The organism is Gottfriedia acidiceleris, assembly GCF_050457485.1.
GTDB classification, from domain to species: Bacteria; Bacillota; Bacilli; order Bacillales; family Bacillaceae_G; genus Gottfriedia; species Gottfriedia acidiceleris_D.
Window position 1 is genome coordinate 16,027 of the sequence record NZ_JBCMJM010000002.1, and the last position, 21,257, is coordinate 37,283.

General features: G+C 32.7%; 20 protein-coding genes and 1 riboswitch. Of the genes, 15 read left to right on the forward strand and 5 right to left on the reverse strand.

Annotated elements, in window-relative coordinates:
* Positions 1-294 precede the first annotated feature (294 nt).
* Positions 295-1,659 carry an alkaline phosphatase gene (locus tag ABEY15_RS02560; RefSeq protein WP_429888274.1) on the forward strand — a complete coding sequence of 455 codons (1,365 nt, stop codon included), beginning with the start codon at positions 295-297 and terminating at the stop codon, positions 1,657-1,659.
* 64 nt (positions 1,660-1,723) lie between these two features.
* Entirely contained in the window at positions 1,724-2,395 is a 672-nt protein-coding gene (locus tag ABEY15_RS02565) for a DUF4352 domain-containing protein (protein ID WP_429888275.1), read from the forward strand.
* Between the two features lie 46 nt (positions 2,396-2,441).
* Here the strand turns inward: ABEY15_RS02565 and ABEY15_RS02570 are convergent, their stop codons facing one another.
* Positions 2,442-2,807 carry a winged helix-turn-helix transcriptional regulator gene (locus ABEY15_RS02570; RefSeq protein WP_429888276.1) on the reverse strand — a complete coding sequence of 122 codons (366 nt, stop codon included), beginning with the start codon at positions 2,805-2,807 and terminating at the stop codon, positions 2,442-2,444.
* Positions 2,808-3,218: 411 nt separating this feature from the next.
* On the opposite strand from ABEY15_RS02570, the gene ABEY15_RS02575 reads away from it, so the two are divergent.
* The 3 genes from ABEY15_RS02575 to ABEY15_RS02585 all read left to right on the forward strand — a co-directional run bounded on the left by ABEY15_RS02575 (position 3,219) and on the right by ABEY15_RS02585 (position 6,870).
* On the forward strand, positions 3,219-4,421 hold the full coding sequence (locus ABEY15_RS02575) for an MFS transporter (RefSeq protein ID WP_429888277.1): 1,203 nt from the start codon (positions 3,219-3,221) through the stop codon (positions 4,419-4,421).
* Positions 4,422-4,461: 40 nt separating this feature from the next.
* Positions 4,462-5,292 (forward strand): aldo/keto reductase, encoded by an 831-nt coding sequence (locus ABEY15_RS02580; RefSeq protein ID WP_429888279.1) that lies wholly within the window; start codon positions 4,462-4,464, stop codon positions 5,290-5,292.
* A 693-nt stretch (positions 5,293-5,985) separates the two neighbouring features.
* On the forward strand, positions 5,986-6,870 hold the full coding sequence (locus tag ABEY15_RS02585; protein ID WP_429888281.1) for a TVP38/TMEM64 family protein: 885 nt from the start codon (positions 5,986-5,988) through the stop codon (positions 6,868-6,870).
* A 119-nt stretch (positions 6,871-6,989) separates the two neighbouring features.
* Here ABEY15_RS02585 and ABEY15_RS02590 read toward each other — a convergent pair whose 3' ends face one another.
* Positions 6,990-7,298, reverse strand: a complete 309-nt coding sequence (locus ABEY15_RS02590) for a DUF4870 domain-containing protein (RefSeq protein ID WP_429888283.1) — start codon at positions 7,296-7,298, stop codon at positions 6,990-6,992.
* 111 nt (positions 7,299-7,409) lie between these two features.
* A complete protein-coding gene (locus ABEY15_RS02595) occupies positions 7,410-8,054 on the reverse strand; it encodes a TVP38/TMEM64 family protein (RefSeq protein WP_429888285.1) in 645 nt (214 codons plus the stop codon).
* 175 nt (positions 8,055-8,229) lie between these two features.
* Between ABEY15_RS02595 and ABEY15_RS02600 the strand changes: the two genes are divergently transcribed.
* From ABEY15_RS02600 to ABEY15_RS02610, 3 genes are all read left to right on the forward strand, one after another.
* Positions 8,230-8,616 (forward strand): DoxX family protein, encoded by a 387-nt coding sequence (locus ABEY15_RS02600; protein WP_098429672.1) that lies wholly within the window; start codon positions 8,230-8,232, stop codon positions 8,614-8,616.
* A gap of 119 nt (positions 8,617-8,735) precedes the next feature.
* On the forward strand, positions 8,736-9,203 hold the full coding sequence (locus tag ABEY15_RS02605; protein ID WP_429888286.1) for a DinB family protein: 468 nt from the start codon (positions 8,736-8,738) through the stop codon (positions 9,201-9,203).
* Between the two features lie 229 nt (positions 9,204-9,432).
* On the forward strand, positions 9,433-10,089 hold the full coding sequence (locus ABEY15_RS02610; protein WP_429888287.1) for a VC0807 family protein: 657 nt from the start codon (positions 9,433-9,435) through the stop codon (positions 10,087-10,089).
* 74 nt (positions 10,090-10,163) lie between these two features.
* Here ABEY15_RS02610 and ABEY15_RS02615 read toward each other — a convergent pair whose 3' ends face one another.
* Positions 10,164-11,102, reverse strand: a complete 939-nt coding sequence (locus tag ABEY15_RS02615; RefSeq protein ID WP_429888289.1) for a cation diffusion facilitator family transporter — start codon at positions 11,100-11,102, stop codon at positions 10,164-10,166.
* Between the two features lie 307 nt (positions 11,103-11,409).
* A riboswitch (Lysine riboswitch) is annotated at positions 11,410-11,583 on the forward strand.
* A gap of 133 nt (positions 11,584-11,716) precedes the next feature.
* Here ABEY15_RS02615 and lysA point away from each other — a divergent pair.
* Entirely contained in the window at positions 11,717-13,036 is a 1,320-nt protein-coding gene (lysA, locus tag ABEY15_RS02620; protein WP_429888290.1) for a diaminopimelate decarboxylase, read from the forward strand.
* A gap of 212 nt (positions 13,037-13,248) precedes the next feature.
* A complete protein-coding gene (locus ABEY15_RS02625; protein WP_429888291.1) occupies positions 13,249-14,445 on the forward strand; it encodes an NlpC/P60 family protein in 1,197 nt (398 codons plus the stop codon).
* Between the two features lie 269 nt (positions 14,446-14,714).
* On the opposite strand, the gene mscL is transcribed toward ABEY15_RS02625, so the two are convergent.
* Complete coding sequence (gene mscL / locus ABEY15_RS02630) at positions 14,715-15,116, reverse strand: large conductance mechanosensitive channel protein MscL (RefSeq protein ID WP_429888292.1); 402 nt, start codon at positions 15,114-15,116, stop codon at positions 14,715-14,717.
* 151 nt (positions 15,117-15,267) lie between these two features.
* Here mscL and msrA point away from each other — a divergent pair, with 151 nt between their 5' ends.
* The 5 genes from msrA to ABEY15_RS02655 all read left to right on the forward strand — a co-directional run bounded on the left by msrA (position 15,268) and on the right by ABEY15_RS02655 (position 20,959).
* The gene (gene msrA / locus ABEY15_RS02635) at positions 15,268-16,215 is read left to right on the forward strand and encodes a peptide-methionine (S)-S-oxide reductase MsrA (RefSeq protein WP_429888294.1); all 948 of its coding nucleotides are present in this window, start codon (positions 15,268-15,270) and stop codon (positions 16,213-16,215) included.
* A gap of 277 nt (positions 16,216-16,492) precedes the next feature.
* Positions 16,493-16,720: a hypothetical protein gene (locus ABEY15_RS02640; RefSeq protein ID WP_098232559.1), complete on the forward strand. Its 228-nt coding sequence runs from the start codon at positions 16,493-16,495 to the stop codon at positions 16,718-16,720.
* Between the two features lie 169 nt (positions 16,721-16,889).
* Entirely contained in the window at positions 16,890-18,161 is a 1,272-nt protein-coding gene (locus tag ABEY15_RS02645) for an MDR family MFS transporter (protein ID WP_429888295.1), read from the forward strand.
* Between the two features lie 231 nt (positions 18,162-18,392).
* On the forward strand, positions 18,393-19,493 hold the full coding sequence (locus ABEY15_RS02650) for a D-alanine--D-alanine ligase (RefSeq protein ID WP_429888308.1): 1,101 nt from the start codon (positions 18,393-18,395) through the stop codon (positions 19,491-19,493).
* An 80-nt stretch (positions 19,494-19,573) separates the two neighbouring features.
* On the forward strand, positions 19,574-20,959 hold the full coding sequence (locus ABEY15_RS02655; protein ID WP_429888297.1) for a UDP-N-acetylmuramoyl-tripeptide--D-alanyl-D-alanine ligase: 1,386 nt from the start codon (positions 19,574-19,576) through the stop codon (positions 20,957-20,959).
* The last annotated feature ends 298 nt before the right edge of the window (positions 20,960-21,257 follow it).

Consider the following 21,257-nt stretch of genomic DNA (forward strand, 5'->3'; position numbering starts at 1 on the left):
AATATAATGTAAAAACTTGTAATTATGAAATATTATTGTTTTAGTTAAATTAATCACTCTATTCAATTAGATAGTTTAGTTCAAAAATGTGATGTATTTGTGAAGAAAATGTAACTAGTCAGTTTATATTTGTAATTCTAAGAAAAGTAGTGGTTGGTTTTAATTAAGATAATTAATATATTAAAAACAATTCTTAATACTCTATTTACAGAACCTCCAAAGTAAATTAATAAAATTTCATTAAAATTAAGAGGTAAAATCTAATGAAATTTTAATTTTTTAGGAGGTTTTTTTATGTTCAGAAACAAACTTAAGAAAAAGTTAATTCCAGTGGCAGTGCTTTCAACAATGGCATTTGGTTCGTTTATTGGCTCTTTTGCTAATCATACAGTACAAGCTAAGGAAACAAACAAGAATGAAATTAGAAATGTAATCTTTTTAATTGGTGATGGAATGGGTGTATCATACACGACTGCTTATCGTTATTTAAATGATAATCCAAAAACAAATGTAGTAGAACAAACAGAATTCGATCATTACTTAGTAGGGCAACAAATGACATATCCTGAGGATCCAATGCAAAATATTACTGACTCTGCTGCAGCGGCAACTGCTATGTCTGCGGGAGTTAAAACATATAATGCAGCAATTGGTGTAGATAATGATGGGTCAAGAGTAAAAACAGTACTAGAGGCTGCAAAGGAAAAAGGAAAAGCAACAGGGCTTGTAGCTACTTCGGAAATTACACATGCTACACCTGCATCTTATGGAGCTCATGATGTAAGTCGTAAAAATATGAATGCAATTGCGGATGATTATTATGATGAACTAATTAAAGGTGGACATAAAATAGATGTCATGCTTGGTGGCGGTTTAAGTAATTTTGTACGAGAAGATCGTGATTTAACAAAACAATTTAAAAAAGATGGATACTCTTATGTAACGAATAAAAACCAAATGTTAAATGATAAAAATAATAAAATGTTAGGCTTATTCGCTCCAGGTGGAATGCCGAAAATGATTGATCGTGATGATTCAATGCCATCATTAAGTGATATGACAAATACAGCTATTAATAAATTAAGTAGAGATAAAGATGGCTTCTTTTTAATGGTAGAAGGTAGTCAAATTGATTGGGCTGGACATGATAACGATATCGTTGCAGCAATGAGTGAAATGGAAGATTTTGAAAAAGCATTTAAAGCTGCAATTGCATTTGCCAAAAAGGACAAGCATACATTAGTTGTTGCAACAGCAGACCACTCAACAGGTGGATATTCTATTGGGGCAAAAGGTAATTACAATTGGTACGGCGCACCGATTGCTGCAGCTAAACGTACTCCTGATTTCATGGCTGAACAAATTAGTAAAGGCGCAGATGTAGAAAAAACATTAAAATCGAATATTAACTTAGAATTGAAGCCTGAAGAAATTCAATCTGTTAAAAAAGCGGCAGAGTCAAAAAATATGTTAGAGATTGATAATGCAATCGAAGCAATTTTTGATAACCGTTCAGTAACAGGTTGGACTACTGGTGGTCACACAGGTGAAGACGTAAATGTTTATGCGTATGGCCCTGGCAGCCAATTATTTGCAGGGAAAATTGATAATACTGACCAAGCAAAAAACATCTTTAGAATCTTAAAGAATGGTAAATAAGTAAAAAAACAGATCCCGTTAAATAACCTTATTTAACGGGATTTAAGGATGAAAGGGGATTTTTATGAAAAAATTGATTCCATTTATTTTACTTTCTTTAATGCTTTCAGGATGTAGCTTAGTTCAGAAGGAGAAAACGACTGCTTCAGCAGAGAATATAAAAAATGTCTCTACAATCTCCAAAAGTCGAGCAAAGTCTTTAAACGATTTATATGTTCCAAATCCACAGGTTTCAGATGATACGAGTTTACTTCTTAAAGGTCAAACATTTAAAGATGATAAAGGAGAAGTTACTTTAGAGGGCATTGCTTCATTAAATAAGTCCTATGCAATTGGTCCAATCGAAATGAAAATTAAACAGATTAAGCTGATTAAAAACTTACCGACCTATTCTTTAATGGATTATTTTCATTATTATACAGAAAGCTATGAAAGTTTTCGATTCATTAAGGTAGAGGTAGAAATCATTAATCACTCGAATAAACAATTACACTTCGGTCCAGTTGCCCATTTGATGACAAGTAATAATGAAATAAAGGAATTTAAAGATGACTTCTATATTGAATATTTAGGTGGGGAATTGAATCCTAATAGTTCAAAGCAAGGAGCAATGGGATTTATAGTTGATCATACCGATCCTAGCTTGAAATGGATTGAGCTAACAACTAGTGATGTATTGGATGATCAGCATAAAGTAATTGCGAAAGCACAAAAAATAAAAGTTAATTTTAATTAGATTGCAGAAAAAAACTCCTTTCATAGTAGAAAAAGGAGTTTTTTATTTATAAAGTTACTTCATCCTCAACTGGTGGAAGAAGTACGTCATTTTTATCAGGATACATTGTTTCAATATGGTTTTCTCCCCAAGAGCACAGTAAATCTAAAACTTCTTTTAAAGACCATCCGTAATCCGTTAAGGAATATTCCACTTTTGGCGGAACCTGATTAAATACTTTTCGGTGAACGATATTGTCTTCCTGTAATTCCTTTAGCTGCTGAGTTAACATTTTTTGGGTAATGTTCGGCATTAATTTTTTTAACTGAGAAGTTCTTTTCGTCCCTTTTGTCAAATGACAAAGAATCACTACCTTCCATTTACCACCAATTACATCTAATGAAGCTTCAACCGGAATATTGTATTTTTTCATTTTCTCCTCTCCCTCATTCATATTTAAACAAAACTACCTACCAACATATTTTTTATGATTAAAATATCATAACATTCTCGTCGCAAACTGTGTAGTTTCAAGTCTGATAAAAAACTTTTTGTAATTTTTTCTCTGTTTTAAGCCTTTATTCGCTTAAATGTTACTAAAAAGTAACTATATCACTTCAAAGTACATACTTCTCTAACTTATTCTTATCGCTCATAATGACAAATAGTTAATTGATTAACAAACATTTACTAAAAAGTATTTTTAAATGTATAAAGGAAAACGTTAATCTTTTTACTATTCCATTTCATTTATGTTTTGAATGACAATGAGACTTTATTCAGGCGCCATGTCTCTTGTATTCAAACTAATCATAAAAAATAACAATAACAAGGAGGATTCTCTATGAGTTCAACCGCTGCTTCAATTAAGATGCAAGAGAAAAAAAGTGGTACTCCTGCGTTAATGGCTCTTGCCATTAGTGCATTCGGTATCGGAACAACCGAATTTGTTCCTGTTGGTTTATTATCAACTCTAGCTGGTGATTTGAAAATTTCAATTACTTTAGCGGGATTATTAATTTCTGGATATGCGATGGGTGTTGCATTTGGAGCACCAATTTTAACCGCATCAACAAACAAAATTGGTCGGAAATCGTTACTAATGCTATTAATGGTTATTTTTATCATTGGAAATAGTGTTGCCGCCTTTTCAACTAGTTTTGGTTTATTGTTAGTTGCACGAATCATTACTTCATTTTCACATGGTGTATTCTTCTCAATCGGTTCAACAATTGCGGCCGATGTAGTACCTGAAAACAAACGTGCAAGTGCGATCGCATTTATGTTTACAGGTTTGACTGTTGCGACTGTAACGGGTGTTCCATTAGGCACATTTATTGGTCAGCATTTTGGATGGAGATCAACTTTTGGAGCTGTAGCATTACTAGGTGTGATTGCAATCATTGCAATTGCAATATTAGTTCCAAAAACAATTAAACAGCCACCGGCATCAAAATTTAGTGATAACCTGAAAGTTTTAAAAAATGGGCCATTACTTTTGGCCTTTGCTATTACAGCATTAGGATATGGAGGTACTTTTGTAGCATTCACATACTTGTCATCAATCCTAGAAAAAATTACAGGATTTGCTCCAAACTCTGTCAGTATTATCTTACTTGTTTATGGAATTGCAGTAGCACTTGGTAATACGATCGGTGGAAAAGCGGCTAATAAAAATCCTTTAAAAGCACTTACGTGGATGTTTGCCGTTCAAGCGATTGTTCTTATCATTCTATCGTTTACGGCTCCATTTAAACTAGTAGGAATTGTAACGATTTTCTTCCTAGGCTTGCTTGCTTTTATGAATGTACCTGGTCTACAAATTTATGTTGTGAAATTAGCTGAGAAGTATGTCCCATCTGCTGTAGATATTGCATCAGCGTTAAATATAGCAGCATTCAACGTAGGCATTGCAATTGGTGCATTTATTGGTGGTTTAGTCGTAGATACAATCGGCTTGATTCATACACCGTGGATAGGTGGGATCATGGTATTAGGAGCAGTTCTGCTAAGTATCTGGAGCGCTTCTTTAGAAAAGAAAAAGTAAATTTTAAAAAAATACTAAATAGATAAAAGGAGAAATTAAAATGAATAATTTAGTTAAGTTAAATAATGGTTTAGAAATGCCAGTTATAGGGTTAGGAGTTTTCCAAGTAGAAGACGGACAAGTCGTAATTGATTCTGTAAAAGCTGCAATACGAAATGGCTACCGTAGTATCGATACTGCAGCGATCTATCAAAACGAAGAAGGTGTAGGGCAAGGGATTAGAGAAGCCCTTGAAGAAAATAATCTTAAACGTGAAGACTTATTTATTACATCAAAGGTATGGAATGCTGATCTAGGCTACCAATCAACTATCGATGCTTTCGAATTAAGTTTAAAAAAACTAGGTCTTGATTATTTAGATCTATATTTAATCCACTGGCCAGTAGAAGGTAAGTATGTTGAATCATGGAAAGCACTTGAAACACTATACAAAAACGGTAAAGTAAAAGCAATTGGAATGAGTAACTTCCAAATTCATCACTTGAAAGAAGTAATGGCGAATGCTGAAATAATGCCTATGATCAATCAAGTTGAGTTACATCCAATGTTAAGTCAAGTTGAACTAAGAGAATTTTTAAAAGCAAATTCAATTCAAGTAGAAGCATGGGCTCCATTAATGCAAGGACAATTATTTGAGAATGAAACATTATTACAAATAGCAAACAAACATAATAAATCAATTGCTCAAGTTGTATTACGTTGGCATTTACAAAACGGTGTAGTGATTATACCAAAATCAATCAAAGAACATCGCATTCAAGAAAACGCAAATATTTTCGATTTTGAACTAACAGAAGAAGATATGAACCAAATCGACTCTCTGAACCAAAACCACCGTGTAGGTCCAGATCCTGACAATTTTGATTTTTAATCAAATAATAGAAGTAGACGACTGTCAAATCTTTGACAGTCGTTTTTAGAGTGTTGGAATATAAAATGGTCAAACATATATTATGTGAATCTTATTTAATTATATAATCAATTTTTGATGAACTATTAATGATTTTAAATGTTAAATATGTTTGAGCAGCTTTATAATATCAACAATCTTTATTAATTGTTTATTCTTGTGAAGTTAAAAATATTTAAGAGCTAATTTTTGGGTAAACAAGTACAAATGATTATTATAATTAAGTTATGTTCGATCTTAGTTGACCTACAAACCGATTAACAAGCTGTTAGTCTACTCTAAGTAAAGGATATTAGATTAGGATTTTAATGTAACCATTTTTTTGATGAATTAGTTGATTGGAACGAAAGGGGTGCTCGACTCCTATAGGATAAGCGGGAAGGCTAAAGAATCTCGCCCCATGGAAAGCGAGCATCCTGTCAAAACTTATAAAAAAATTAATAAATTCGATCTAAATCATAGAGGCATTTTGTAGTAAGAGTCGAATATTCGAATATAACAATTTCATTTATAAAAACTTCCTCACCGTAAGACTTAAGACTTAGTAAGTTTAATACTTAAGTTCGTTTCAAATTATATACTGTTTCGTTACGATAAACATAGTAGCGAAGAACATTGGAAAACGGTCAAGCTGTAGTAGAGGAGTTGATTACTTTGAAGAAAGAGAATAAACAGTTTAATACGATGAAAGAACTTACGTTACACATAGTATTAGCTACAATATCAATCTTAATATTAGTCACTAGTTTACCTACTGTCTTAACGATCTATAAAATATCATTTATTTTTGCAATCATGGGAATTCTGCTACTAGATTTCTATCTAGTTGTATCGAATCATAAAAAGTTTTTAAAGGTTACAAAAATAGCACTAATTAGTTTACTACTTTGTATATCAGTAGTTGGAATTGTATTTTATGTTAGTCAATTTCTAGTATTTGTAGATAAGTACGGAGTTGAGCGATTATTAACCAATCATATCGCAACTGCAAAATTATTATTTTTCTTAATCTGTTTGTTTCAACCGATTTTTTTACCTTTACCAGAAGCACTTACTATTCCTGCGGGTAGTGCTGTGATTGGATCGTTTTCAGGAGCGTTAATTGGATTTTTAGGTTCAACTTTAGGTATTGTCATTATGTATTTCTTAGCAAGAATAGGTGGACTTAAATTAGTTTCAAAGTTTGTTAAAGAAAGACAGTTAAAAAAATATCAGGAATATGTCAAAAAAAATGAAACAATTATTTTAACCTTAATGTTTATCATTCCGATTTTACCAGATGAAATTATTTGTGTCGGGGCAGGAATTAGTAAAGTATCTTTCAAGAAGTTTCTATTAATTGCTTCGATTTCAAAATTAATAACATCATCTTTACTATCATACTCTGTCTATTTGGCTAAATTTTTCTCTTTAACAACATCGCAAATAGCTTTAACTAGCTCCATTTTAATTGCCTGCATCTTATCTTTATCATTTATGATTAAGAAATCAATTAAACGGACTAATTCAAAAGATGCTTATGTAACTCAAAGTGAATAATAAAAAAGGCAATGTAATGGTTTAACCTTACATTGCCTTTTTACTTATTAAGAAAGTTTAATATTGCGTTTGTCGAAATTGAAAATTTCCTGAGAAATAATGTAGAAAACATGACGAATTTACAGCAGTACTTTAATACCTTGAACAATATTCCATATAAAGACAATTAAATTAACAATGAATGCTAATATAAATCCACCGATAAGAGCAAAACCTGCACCGTCACCAAAAGTATTAAAAGTGAAAAGGGAAATAATCGCTAAAATAATAATTGTTAGGAATGGGAGTATATGTGAAAAAAATGCTCGTTTAGAATGCGATTTTAGTTGTTGATCCTTTGCAACGAAATAAACAATTATAGGGAATAAAAAAGGTGCGAAGAATACGCTAAAATAACATAATGCGGACAAAATCTTATTTGTTTCCATCTTTTTACCTCGGTTTCTTAAAAAGTTTTAATTAATCTTAGTATAGTTTAATTTATATATAAAAATCGATTTATTTATTAACAATTTTTTAAAATACATAATTTGAATAGTTTAGGCTGAGAAATGTGTATCCTTTTTTTGTCTCTTTTTTAAAGAAATGTAAATGAAAAATCCGACTAAGATTGTAGCAGTAATACAAATTGTAATCCATGGTGAGCCAAGCAAGAAATTTCCGTATAAAGTATAAAGAACTGCAATTGGAACATTACCAGCAAATACAATTGCTATATAGGACAAGTATTTCATATTAGTGGAGGCTGCGATAAAGCATGCGCCATCTGTCGGAGCTAGTGGAGTTGCAACTGTTAAGAATAAGTATCTCTTTCGATTCGAAATAATCTCTTCAAATAGAGATGGATATTTATTCTCCATGAATTGCTGGATCGAATCACTTAAAATACTTCTACTTAATAAGTAAATAATTGTTTCTGTGATGGCCATTCCGATTAATGATAAGAGAATGGTTTCAAACGGGTGAAAAAACAAGCTACCTACTACTATTAATACAGAGCTAGGAATGAATAGAAAGATTCTTGCGCAGAAAATAGCGACAAATAATAGCATCGGATTGATGGAAGAATTAGCAATAAAATGTTTTATATCTTGCAATGATAAATGAAATAAATGATATCGAATTGCGAGTAGTAGCATTAAAATCCAAAAGCCGATTACAGTTAGTGGAACGACTTTTTTCATGATTTATGCTCTCCTTTTAAGTTAGAAAATCTTTTGTTATAGTATTCTATTCCTCGAAGACAAGAAAACTGATTCATTTTTAAAAATTAATAATAAAGGTCATAAATATGTCAAAAAAAGAATAAAAATAATTATGCACTAAATATCTCAAATTAAAGAGAATTGAGGTGGAGATATGCTTGATGAAGGCCTATTAGTTATTAGACTTGTTTTAGGTATTATTTTATTAGGTCACGGGGTGCAGAAAGTATTTGGTTGGTTTGGTGGTTACGGTATTAAAGGAACTGGACAATGGTTAGAGTCGATTGGGATCAAACCTGGTGCATTTTTTGCTTTTATAACAGGAGCAGCAGAAATCGTAGGTGGATTCTTTGTAGCGGCTGGTGTATATACAGAAATAGGCGCATGGTTGATAATAGTAGTGATGGCAGTAGCAGTAATAAAGGTTCATATAAAGAACGGATTCTGGAATAGTTCGAACGGATTTGAGTTTAATCTATTAATTATTGCAGCCGCAGTAGGGTTGTTGCTCACTGGTCCAGGATCAATGGTTTTATTTTAAGAGAATGATAGTTAATAAGACTGGAGGGAGTCTCACTATTGAGGCTCTTTTTTTCATGAAAAATATCCCTCATTCGTGATACGATAATATTAGTAATGACATTATATGGAGGGATCAAGATGGCAGATGCTATTTTTGAACAACTTAGGTTTACAAGGGTTTATACATTGAAGGTTCTTGGTTCTGTTTCAAAAGAAGCTGTAGATGTAATACCAGCAGGATTCAATAATCATATTCTTTGGAATGCAGGTCATGTGCTAGGGGCATATGAGCAATTACTTTATGCTAACACTGGAGATACTGGACAACTTTCAAAGGAATTCATTGATTTTTTTAAAGGTGGGACTAAACCAGGTGACTGGCAAGCAAAGCCACCATCATATGAGGAAATTGTTACTTTATTAGAACAGCAAGTTGAACAAGTTATTTCTACATATGAAGGACGTTTAGATGAAATCATTTCAAAAGAGATGAAATTAGGTAGTTTTGAAATAAAGACAGTCCGAGACATGATTAGCTTTAACATTTTCCATGAAGGGCTACATGCCGGATTAATAAACGGTTTAAAAAGATCACTTGGCCAATAGCGTTATTTTTTGACATTTGTCCGCACATTAAATCTAGGAGTTTATGCTCCTAGATTTTTTTGTTATAATCATGTTTAACTATTTGTTATTTAGGTAGTTTTAAAATTGTGGTAATTCAAAATAAAATATGGCTCTTTCTAATTTATTTTTGTTTTTTAGTAACATTAATAATAATATTAAATAGCAATGATTATGACGAAAAAGGCCAAAAAAAAACGAGGTTATATAAATGAAGAAAGAAAGTAATTTAATTATTTACGATCTAATTTTGTATTTAGTATTTCCGCTTGTTTTATATAAATTTTTACAGCACTATTTTAGTGACTATTGGGCGATGCTTTTACCGACAGTTCCAGGGATTTTATATACTTTATTTCGTTTTTGGTATACTAAACAGTTCAATGTAACTGGTATTTTTATTATCTCAACATTAACTGTTAGTACTGCCGTTGATTTAATGGCATTAGGTTCTGCGAAAAACTTAATTTTGTACAATGTGTATTATCACTTTGGAGTTGTAGCGGTATTTTTAATTTTAATGGCTTTAAAAAAGCCATTACCATATTATTTTATGATTGATATTGCTGCAATACAGGGGCAAGATCGTGAAGAAAGTAAAAAATTATATAAACATCCTTCACTATTTAAAGTGTTTCAGTATTTGTTTGTCGCATGGATTATTAAAGATATCGTATTTGCTGTTGCACAATGGTGGATGGTTGATACGTATGGATTAAAAGCATATTACTCACGTACAATAATCTTTACAGTTGGTGGATATGTTTTTGGCATAATTATGGCGATCGGCTATGCAATGGTTACGATGAGAGCTCAAAAATTAAAAGGAGACGACTCAGAGCAACCCTCCGATGAAATTATTATTTAGTAAAAGTCCTTTCTATAGAATGAACCCCACAGGTTATAAATTCCTGTGGGGCTTTTTAAATTATTGATGTCCATCTATCCCTTGAATGAATTTCCTACTCCTTGCAATACCTGCTCTTCTTTAGTTGCTGCGTTTATGAAATCAAGTTTTTGTATTCTTTCATTTTCTGGTTCGACATGAATTAATATTTTAGGATCAACTAAAACCTTTTTTATTTCTTCTTCTATTTTGTCACATAGTAGATGGGCTTCTTCAATGCTCATGTTTGATGGTAATACTAAATGGAAATCTATATGCTCCTCAGCACCCGAGCGTCTTGTGCGTAAGTCATGGTATTCGATATATTGGGATTTAAAAGAATTTAATACATTTTCGATTTGTTTTAACTCATCTGTAGAAAGTCCAGTATCAAGTAGGGGAGTAAACGACTTACGTCCAAGTTCGATTGATTCCTTCATTATATAAATTGCGATTCCAATTCCGATCAATGCATCGAGAAATTCCCAACCAGTAAGACTTACTAAAATTAAACTTACTGCAACTCCGAGTGATGAATACACGTCAGTTAATAAATGCAAAGCGTTTGATTGCATTGCAACAGAATGAGTTTCATTTCCTACTTTTTGAACGATTTTTCCTACTCTCCAATTGATTAACGCTCCAATTAACATGACGACTACCCCGATAATTGGCATTTTTATTGGAGTAGGATGAAGTAGCTTTTCAACAGATTCAATGATAATCCAAATACCAGCTACAAATATTAAGATTGTCTCGACTGTACCTGAAATATTTTCAAACTTACCATGACCATAAGGATGTTCCTTATCGGGCGGTCTATTTGATATCCTTACAGAGAAAAAGGCAATGACCGAAGCAACTAAGTCCAATAAAGAATGAATTGCTTCCGAGATAATTGCTACGGAACCTGTAAAAATCCCGAATATTAATTTTAATAAAACGATGAATGTGTTACTACATATTGAAAGTACTGCTATTTTGCTTGAACGCAATCTATTCACCCCTGTCCAATTTTTTCTACTTCAGTTAAGAGTTTTGTAATAAGGCAACAAAAAAGAAAAACCACTAACAGTTTGTTAGTGGTTTGTTTTTTTTAGATTTAATTTATATTTATTTAAATGATTTTTCATTTTTGAATCACCTTTTCTCTCGCATAAAACATATTCTATATTATAGATATTATTTTGAAAAGGAAAAGCTGTGTGTATGAAGTGAATATAAATCGACAATATTATTCAAAAATGGTTTGACATCTATTTTTAGACTGTGTTATACATAGACTAATATAAAAAATAACAGTCTATTCGTAGAGGTTGCATTGTATATGAGTATCATTTTAGAGAACTGTGGGTTCTATGACGAAATGAGAAAGGATCCTATGCCGAAGAAATAAATTGCCACACATTTTATTTCTGGGACTACATTTAATAAATGTAGTACTGTCACATGTGTTTGTGAAGAGCTATTGAAGAGAGGTGATTGGCTAAGTCCTTTTTAAAAGCGATAGGCACATGAACATATCCTTCATGTGTCTTTTTTAATACACTAATACATTGAAGCTAGCTTCTTAGAATGATCTTACATTTGATTTGAAGGGAGAATACGAATGTATTTACATGGTAATAGTCGAATTAATAATGAAGGACATTTAGAAATCGGAGGTTGTGATACTGTAGATTTAGTAAAAAATTACGGTACACCTCTATACATTTATGACGAAGCATTAATTGAATCAAAATGTAGGGAATTCCATGAAGCTTTAAGAGAAACAGGAATGAAATATCAAGTTGCTTACGCGAGTAAGGCGTTTCTATGTGTTGAACAAGCCCGAATAATAGAAAAAGAAGGTCTTTGTCTAGACGTTGTTTCTGGTGGAGAGTTATATACAGCTTTGCAAGCAGGTTATCCAGCTGAGAAAATTCACTTTCACGGAAACAATAAAACAATTGAAGAAATTGAAGAAGCTTTAAATGCAAAAATCGGTTGTTTTGTAGTCGATAATTTCTTTGAGCTAGAAGTATTACAGGCCTTAGCTGAACAACGTAATGAAGAAGTATCAATCTTATTACGTGTTACGCCAGGTGTTGAAGCACATACACATGAATACGTAATGACGGGTCAAGAAGACTCTAAATTCGGATTCGATATTATGTCTGGTCAGGCTAATGAAGCAGTGGAAGTTTCTTTAAATTCAACTAACCTAAAATTATTAGGAGTACATTCACATATAGGATCTCAAATTTTCGAACCAGACGGATTTGTTCATGCAATCAATGTATTAATGAGCTTTTTAAATGGACTTAAAAACGATTTAGGTTTTACAGCTGAAATATTAAATGTAGGTGGAGGCTTTGGTATTCGCTATACTTCAGAAGATGAGCCTTTAGCTGTTGCTATTCATATAGAAAAAATTACTACTATTATTAAACAGCAATGTGAAGAGCTAGACTACAAATTACCAGAATTATGGTTAGAGCCTGGACGTAGTATTGTAGGTGAAGCTGGAACAACGCTTTATACGATTGGTTCAACAAAAACTCTTCCTTCAATTCGTAAATATGTATCTGTTGATGGGGGAATGACGGATAATATTCGTCCTGCACTATACGGATCAAAATATGAAGCGATGCTTGCAAATCGAGCAAATGATGAGAATAAAGAAGTTGTATCGATTGCTGGTAAATGCTGTGAAAGTGGCGATATGCTAATTTGGGATTGTAACTTACCTGTTGTACAAAACAATGATCTATTAGCTGTATCTTGCACTGGTGCTTATGGCTATTCAATGGCTAATAATTATAACCGTATCCGTCGCCCAGCAGTAGTATTTGTTAAAGATGGTGTTTCAAGAGAAGTAGTCCGTCGTGAAACATATGAAGATTTAGTTAGAAATGACAGAGTATACATCGAAAACTCTAGTAGATAGATAATTAACGTTTTTGTGTTATTTGTATCAATACTGACACTTCTATATAATATAGAAGTGTTTTATTTCGTATCCTTTAATAAAAGATGTTAATTTATCGACATATAAAGACATATTTATCATTTATATTACAATATTGTAACAATTGCGACTCTCTTCGGGAATCTATGGTATAAATATTTACGTAGATTAGCGAGAGGAGAAACGCTGAAATGTTAAGAAAAAAACTAGCAGTGCTGGCGATGGCAAGTACAATAGTATTATCATTAGCGCCAAATGCTTCAGTATTAGCTGATAGCAAAGTTGAAAAAAAGCAAGCTGAAGTAGATAAGTTCCAATCACAATTTAAAGAATTAAGCAACGAGATAGAGAAAATAGATCAACAAATTAAAACAACTAAGCAAAACATAGAAGCAAAAAAAGCAGAAATTTCTGAAACAGAAGAAATCATTAAAGATAAAAAAGCAAGAATTACATATTTAGTAGACAGAATTCAAAAACGTAACGATTTATTAGAGGATCGTTTAGTTGCAATGCAAAAGCAACCAAAAGTTAATCTAGTAACAGACGTTTTATTTAATTCTGATTCAATCGTAGATTTCTTTAATCGAGTAAACTCAATTTCAACACTTTTTGAAGCTGATGAAAATATCATTAAAGAACAAAAGTCTGAGCAAGCAGAAGTAGTAAAAGAAAAACAACTTGTTGATCAGAAGAAAGAATCTTTAGTAACTGCAAAAGAAGATTTAGTTGCGCAACAAAGTGACCTTTCTAAATCACAAGCTGATAAACAAAAATCATTAAATACTGCTGAAGCTAACTTAAAGTTAGCAGTTAAAGAACTAGAGAATGCAAAAGAAGATGAAAGAGTTCAACGTCTTGAGCAACAATCTCTTGAACTAGCTGCTTTATCTAGCGATGATGAAGAAGATGACAGCGTTAGCACTCCAGCTGCTAAATCTAGTTCAAATTCTGATTCGAAATCAAGTTCAAATTCTAGTTCAAATTCAGATTCAAAACCTAAATCAGATTCAAATAATGATGGTCCAGTAGCAACTGGCTCACTTGTAGATTATGCTTTACAATTCCAAGGTGTACCTTATGTATTTGGCGGAACGTCTCCAAGCGGTTTCGATTGCAGTGGTTTCATCTGGTATGTATATTCACATAATGGATATGGCATCTCTCGTGGAAATGTAAAAACATATTGGAGCAATGCTACAAAAATCAGTTCTCCACAACCTGGTGACCTAGTATTCTTACAAAATACTTATATTAATGGTCCTTCACATATGGGTATTTACATTGGTGGAAATAAAATGGTTCATGCTGGAAGTAAAGGGATCAGCGTAATCAGCTTAAGTAATAGCTGGGTTCGTTCTCACTTCTTAGGCTATGGAAAATTCTAATAGTTTATTAACCTCGTATTATAATTAGTATAGTACGAGGTTTTTTATATTGTCTTAAGGGAACAAAAAGGTATAAGCTTTTAGCTTATACCTTTTTAGTGTGTAGAGAAAGTACTAAAATTTGATTTTCAGACTGATTGCAAGCGCTTGTCTTTCGAGGCGCGAAGCCTGGTGAGGAGCGGAGTTACCCTAGACGGTAATGAGCACCGCAGACAGGCGAAGCAACGAAGAAAGCGAGCGTTTGTCAACAGTCTGAAAGGTATAAGCTTTTAGCTTATACCTTTTTGATTTGAAACCTGTTCTTTTAGTAAATCACGTATTTCAATAAGTAGAGCTTCTTCTTTAGTAGGAACAACAGGTTTTGCTTCTTCTACTTCTTTCTTTCTAAATGAAAGTTTATTAATTAATCGAATAAAGAAAAATACGGAAATTGAGATGATAAGGAAGTCGACTACTGTTTGGATGAATGAGCCATATTTTATTTGAGTATCATTGTATGTGTACATTAATTTCGAGAAATCTACACCACCTGAGATCAATCCGATTAGAGGCATCATAATATCTCCAACTAAAGAAGATACGATCTTACCAAAAGCACCCCCAATAATTACCCCAACTGCTAAATCAAGTACATTTCCTTTTAAAGCAAACTTCTTAAATTCTTCTAACATCTTATATCCTCCTGTGTAATTATCGTATAAGTTTACATACAAATCTTAATTCTTTCAAGTTAACAATTGGTCTTTTTTAAGCAAAAATATTTATATCGGCTATTAGATATGGTAAATATAATTAATGACAATTTTTAGGAGGAGTAAAGGTATGGGCACAGAATTAGCTACATTTGCTGGTGGATGTTTTTGGTGTATGGTAAAACCGTTTGATCAACAGGACGGAATTATAAAAGTTGTTTCAGGCTATACAGGTGGGGAAAAAGAAAACCCAACATATGAAGAAGTATGCACTCATTTAACAGGTCATTATGAAGCTGTTCAAATTACATTTGATCCAGAAGTCTATCCGTATGAAAAATTATTGGACTTATTTTGGCAACAAATTGACCCAACAGATGTAGGTGGGCAATTTAATGATCGAGGTAGTTCATACAAAACTGCAATTTTTTACCATAATGAAAATCAAAAAGAGCAAGCTCTAGCTTCGAAAGATAAACTAGAGAAAAGTGGCGTTTTCAAGAAACCAATTGTGACTGAAATTTTATCTGCAAAACCATTTTATGAAGCAGAAGAATATCATCAGCATTATTATAAAAAGCATCCGGTTCGTTACCAACTTTACTTTAAAGGATCTGGTCGTCAAAAATTTTTAAAGGAACACTGGAAAACGGGCCAAGAGGAGCTAAAGGAAAGACTAACACCAATTCAGTATGCTGTTACTCAGGAAGATGCAACTGAACCACCATTTAGAAATGAGTTTTGGAATCATAAAGAAAAAGGAATTTATGTTGATATCGTATCAGGACTTCCTTTATTTAGTTCATTAGATAAATTTGATTCAGGCTGTGGATGGCCAAGTTTTACAAAGCCGATTCTAAAAGGTGAAATAGAAGAGAAGAAGGACTATAGCCACGGGATGTTGCGTATTGAAGTCAGAAGTTCTGAAGCTGACTCGCATCTAGGGCATGTATTTGATGATGGACCTGGACCTGAGGGCCTTCGCTACTGCATAAACTCTGCAGCATTAAGATTTGTTCCATATGAAAAAATGGATGAAGAGGGCTATGGTAATTATAAGAGTATCTTTCTTAAATAGACTCTAAGGATATTTAACTAAGTTCGATCTAATTGAAATAATTAAAATTTGAACCGAGATGTCTATTCGTCTCGGTTTTTTTTGTTTATTTAGAAGGGAGATGGTATTGGTCTTACCAAATCATTAGTTTCTTAATTTTGTCCTAAATATTTTCTAAAAAGTTTTCTGAAAATATTTACAATTGCGAAACAAGTGTGTTAATATAAAAGTGTCACAAAGTTGTCACAAATTAGGTATTGCAATTCACAAAAAAGACGAAAACAGGAGGTTAATCATTATGAAGCGAACTGATTATGAAATCGTTGAAACATATACTCAATATTCTGGTATTGCCTTTTTTATTGGTCTTATTCTTTTTTTACTATATTTCACTGGAAGCGGTTTCTTACATACGGGCGTAAGCTTAACGGTGAGCATAGTATTGATGGGCTCTTGTTCAACCTTATTTCTATTAGGTACTTTTTTGGGATTGATGTTCTCAATTTCTTCAAAAGAACAAGCTTAAAAGTTAAAAAAAGAGTGGGTGTTCAAATGGCGATAAGTCAATTTGAACGCCCTTTTGTTTTGTATAACATATTTTATCGGATACGTGTATAAAGTAATTTGAAGCTTAAAATTCTTCCGATACGATTAAAATATGGAAGTTATGATGCACTAGGAGGTGCCGCTTAAGGATGAATTTTTTTAAAAAGTTAAAAGGTATGGATCGTAATGTGTGGATTCGAGTGATTGGTGAAACGATTACGAGTAGTGCAATGATGATGCTTATGCCATTTTTTGCACTCTACCTAGAAGGAAAAGTTGATTCAATGCTAAAGGTAGGATTTATTATGTCAATCTCACCTATAGCATCATTATTTGGTTCGATGGCTGGAGGTAGACTGGCAGATTTATATGGTCGAAAACGTATGATGGTTTTTTCGACGCTTGGAACATCTCTTATTTTAGTATCCTTTGCTTTAGTAGAAGGCTATACAGCATTTTTAATTTTATCAATATTACTAGGTATTAGTAACTCGTTCTTTAGTCCAGCAGCTTCAGCAATGGTAGCTGATGTAACTGAACCAGAGGAAAGAACTGAAGCATATGGTTTATTAAGGGTTGGAAGTAATGTAGGTACTGTGATCGGTCCATTATTAGGAAGTTCAGTTGTTTACTTTTCGAAAGACAGTTTATTTTATATTGCAGCTATCACCTTAGGGCTTTATAGTATGGCACAATTAATTCTGCTAAAAGAAACACTTCCTGCAGAAAAGAATGATAAAGAAAAGAATGAAGTAACGAAAATACCTTTTAAAAAGGTTATGAAAATCATTAGATCTGATAAATTATTAATTTTTTACGTAGCAACGGGTGTAATTATTTCAATGGGTTTCTCACAAATTGAGGGTATGCTACCACTTTATTTTAAACAAACCTTTCAATCCCAATTTGGTATGTGGAATCCCTATCCATTTCTAATGTCGCTTAATGGATTGTTAGTTGTTCTTTTGCAATTTCCAATTTCAAGTTATTTATCGAATCGTTCAATTGGAAAAACGATGTTTTATGGAACGATATTATTTGGATTAGGCATTTTATCAATTGGTTTTGCACCTCCATTATTCCTTTCAGTTGGATTAGGTAAATGGATGATTCTATTTTTCTTAGCAATTATCTTCATATACTACACATTTGGGGAAATGGTCATGTCGCCAGTCCAAATGACATTTGTGGCGAATATTGCACCTGAAGATTTAAGAGCGACCTATATGGCGGTTGGTAGTATGAAATGGACGATTGGTGGATTTCTTGGACCTTTACTTGGGGGCTTTTTATTTGATTTAAAATTAGGAATATGGCTTTTTATTATTCTTGGATCTGGAGTTGTATTGTCTGGGATAATGTATCGCTCACTTGATGAAAAAGTAGCGATTAGAGATAATCAGCAGGGTATAGCGCAATAGGTCGCAGGATGCTTGTTTCTTTGTTGCTTCGTCAATGAAATTCAAGTTTTTGCTTCTTGTCTACAAACTAAGTATAGCTTAAGTAGAGCTATGCTTTTTTTAGTTGTAAAGAAATCACAAAACAGATATCATTGCATATGTTGTAAAGAAAAATAGGTTTCTACCCATAAAAGCTTATACACATTTGTATAAAGTGGTACAATAGGGAGAGCAAAAAATAGTAGGGGGAACATCATGAAGATTAAGTTAGGATTATTATATGGCGGTAAATCTGCTGAACACAAAGTATCATTACAAACAGCTTTTGCCGTTATTTCTGCTTTAGATCACACAAAATTTGATGTGTATCCAATTTATATAACAGAACAAGGCGAATGGTTACAAGGGAAACAAATTGAGGGGAAAGTAGAAAGTGTTGCAGCTTTAAAATTCTCAAATGAAGATCAACATGTAAATGAAATCGCTCCTGTCGCGTTAACTTCATCAATTATTCCTGCAGCTTCAAATCAAGATTCAACTGGCCCAGTTGACGTTATTTTCCCATTATTACATGGACCAAATGGTGAAGATGGAACAGTTCAAGGTTTACTTGAGCTATTAAATATTCCTTATGTAGGAAATGGTGTATTAGCTTCAGCGGCTGGTATGGATAAAGTGATTATGAAAAACTTATTTGCTCAGGCTGGTATTCCTCAAGCTAAATATGTACACTTCTTAAAAACAGAGTGGAAATCAAATGCAGAGTCTTGCTATGAATTAGTCGAGAAAGAATTAGGCTATCCTGTATTTGTTAAACCTGCAAACTTAGGTTCAAGTGTTGGTATTACGAAAGCTAAGAATCGTGAAGCATTAATGGCTTCATTTGAAGAAGCATTCCAATTTGACCGTAAAATAATTATTGAAGAAAATATTGTTGGACGTGAAATTGAAATTGCTGTATTAGGTAACGATCAAGTTGAATGTTCTGTTGTTGGTGAAATCAAACCATCAGTAGAATTTTATGATTATACTGCAAAATATGAGAGTGGCGATACTGGTCTAATTATCCCAGCTCCTGTAGAAACTGAAACATATGAAAAAATTAAGCATTATGCAGAAGTTGCGTTCAAAGCAATCGATGGATCAGGCTTAACTCGTGCTGATTTCTTTGTAACAGAAGATGGTGGCGTATTAATGAATGAAGTTAATACAATGCCTGGATTTACTCCGTTCAGTATGTATCCTCAATTATGGCAGGCTACTGGATTAACATATCCAAAATTAATTGAAAAATTAATAGATCTAGCAATTGAACGTTACGAACAAAAACAACAAATTAAATATAATATTTAACAATTGAAAACACTATTCATGGTTGAATAGTGTTTTCATGTGAATAGAAGAAAAATGCTATAGAAGAGGAGTCGGTGACAATGTCAATCGTACGTACTTTATCTCAAATCATTAACATGATCCCTGGTAGCGAATTAAAGGGTGAAGATTTAACCATCAACGGAGTTTCAACAGACTCTCGTGTAGATTTAAATGGAAAATTATTTATACCGCTGATTGGTGAAAAATTCGATGCACATCAATTTTTACCTCAAGCAATTGAAAATGGTGCTAGTGCAGTACTTTGTGCTAGAAAGTTCTCAAATGTACCAACAAACGCATCTGTCATCTTAGTTGATGATACATTAGAAGCATTACAAAATCTGTCTAAATCATATTTAAGTGAGTGGAATGGTAAAATTGTTGGTATTACAGGAAGTAATGGGAAAACATCGACAAAAGATATTTTAACTAGCATTCTTTCAGCAAAATATAAAGTACATAAAACACAAGGGAACTTTAATAATCATATCGGACTTCCGTTAACAGTATTAGCGATGGCAGAAGATACAGAGGTTGCTGTCTTAGAAATGGGTATGAGCAATTTTGGCGAAATAGAATTTTTATCAAATTTAGCTGAACCTGACGCGGCAATAATTACAAACATCGGTGAGTCTCATATGCAGGAACTAGGCTCAAGAGCTGGGATCGCAAAGGCGAAGCTTGAGATTGCTAGCGGACTATCAAGAAATGGATTACTTGTCATTAATGGCGATGAACCATTATTAATCGAAGGTACAAAAGATAAAAACTTAATCTATACAATCGAAACTTTTGGTTTAAGCGAAAGTAATGATGTATATCCAACGTTTATTGAAATGAATGAATCTGGTAGTGAATTTGAAATAAATAAAGCTAAGGATGTCCGTTTCAAATTGGGCGTACTAGGCAAACATAATATTAGTAATACATTAGCAGCTATTTCAGTTGCGAGAAAGTTTTCATTAACTTGGGATGAAATTAGTTCTGGAATGCAGAATTTAGAAATGACAAAAATGCGTATGGAACTATTAAAGAATGAAAATGGAATAACAGTTATTAATGATGCCTATAATGCAAGTGTTACATCTATGAAAGCGGCTCTTTTATTTGCTTCAGAACTAAAAGGTTATAATCGAAAATTTGTAGTATTTGGCGACATGTTAGAATTAGGTGATCAAGAAATTGCTTTTCATGAAGAAATTGGAGAAGAAGTTGTAAATCTTCATTTCGATTTTCTTTATACTTTTGGACCGTTAAGTAAATTTGCAGCAACGTCAGCTTTTGAACAAATGGACTCTTCAAGAGTAAAAAGCTTCGCAGATAAAAATAAGTTAATTGAAGATTTATTACAACAGGTAGGACCAAATGACCTAGTATTAGTTAAAGCTTCTAGGGGAATGAAATTAGAAGAAGTTGTAAATGCATTAGTAAATCAGGAGAAATAGGAATAAAAGTTTTCCTTATTCCATTGGTTCTGCTCTTCGCTTCTTGCGTGTAAAAATATACGAAGTGAAAACTTTATATACGTAATTTAACAAAAGAAAACTGTTCGTAATATAAGGGATGAAGAAGGCCATAAAACATGATTTTATGGCGAATTTAACTATGATTTAAGGGTAAAATATAGTTTGGAAATCAAATTGTTAGAATATAACTTCATTTGCTTTTTAGATAGAATGTCCGTATAATGGGTAGATATTGTTTCCTTTTCATGATACTTCGGACTATTGTTTTCCACTAAAA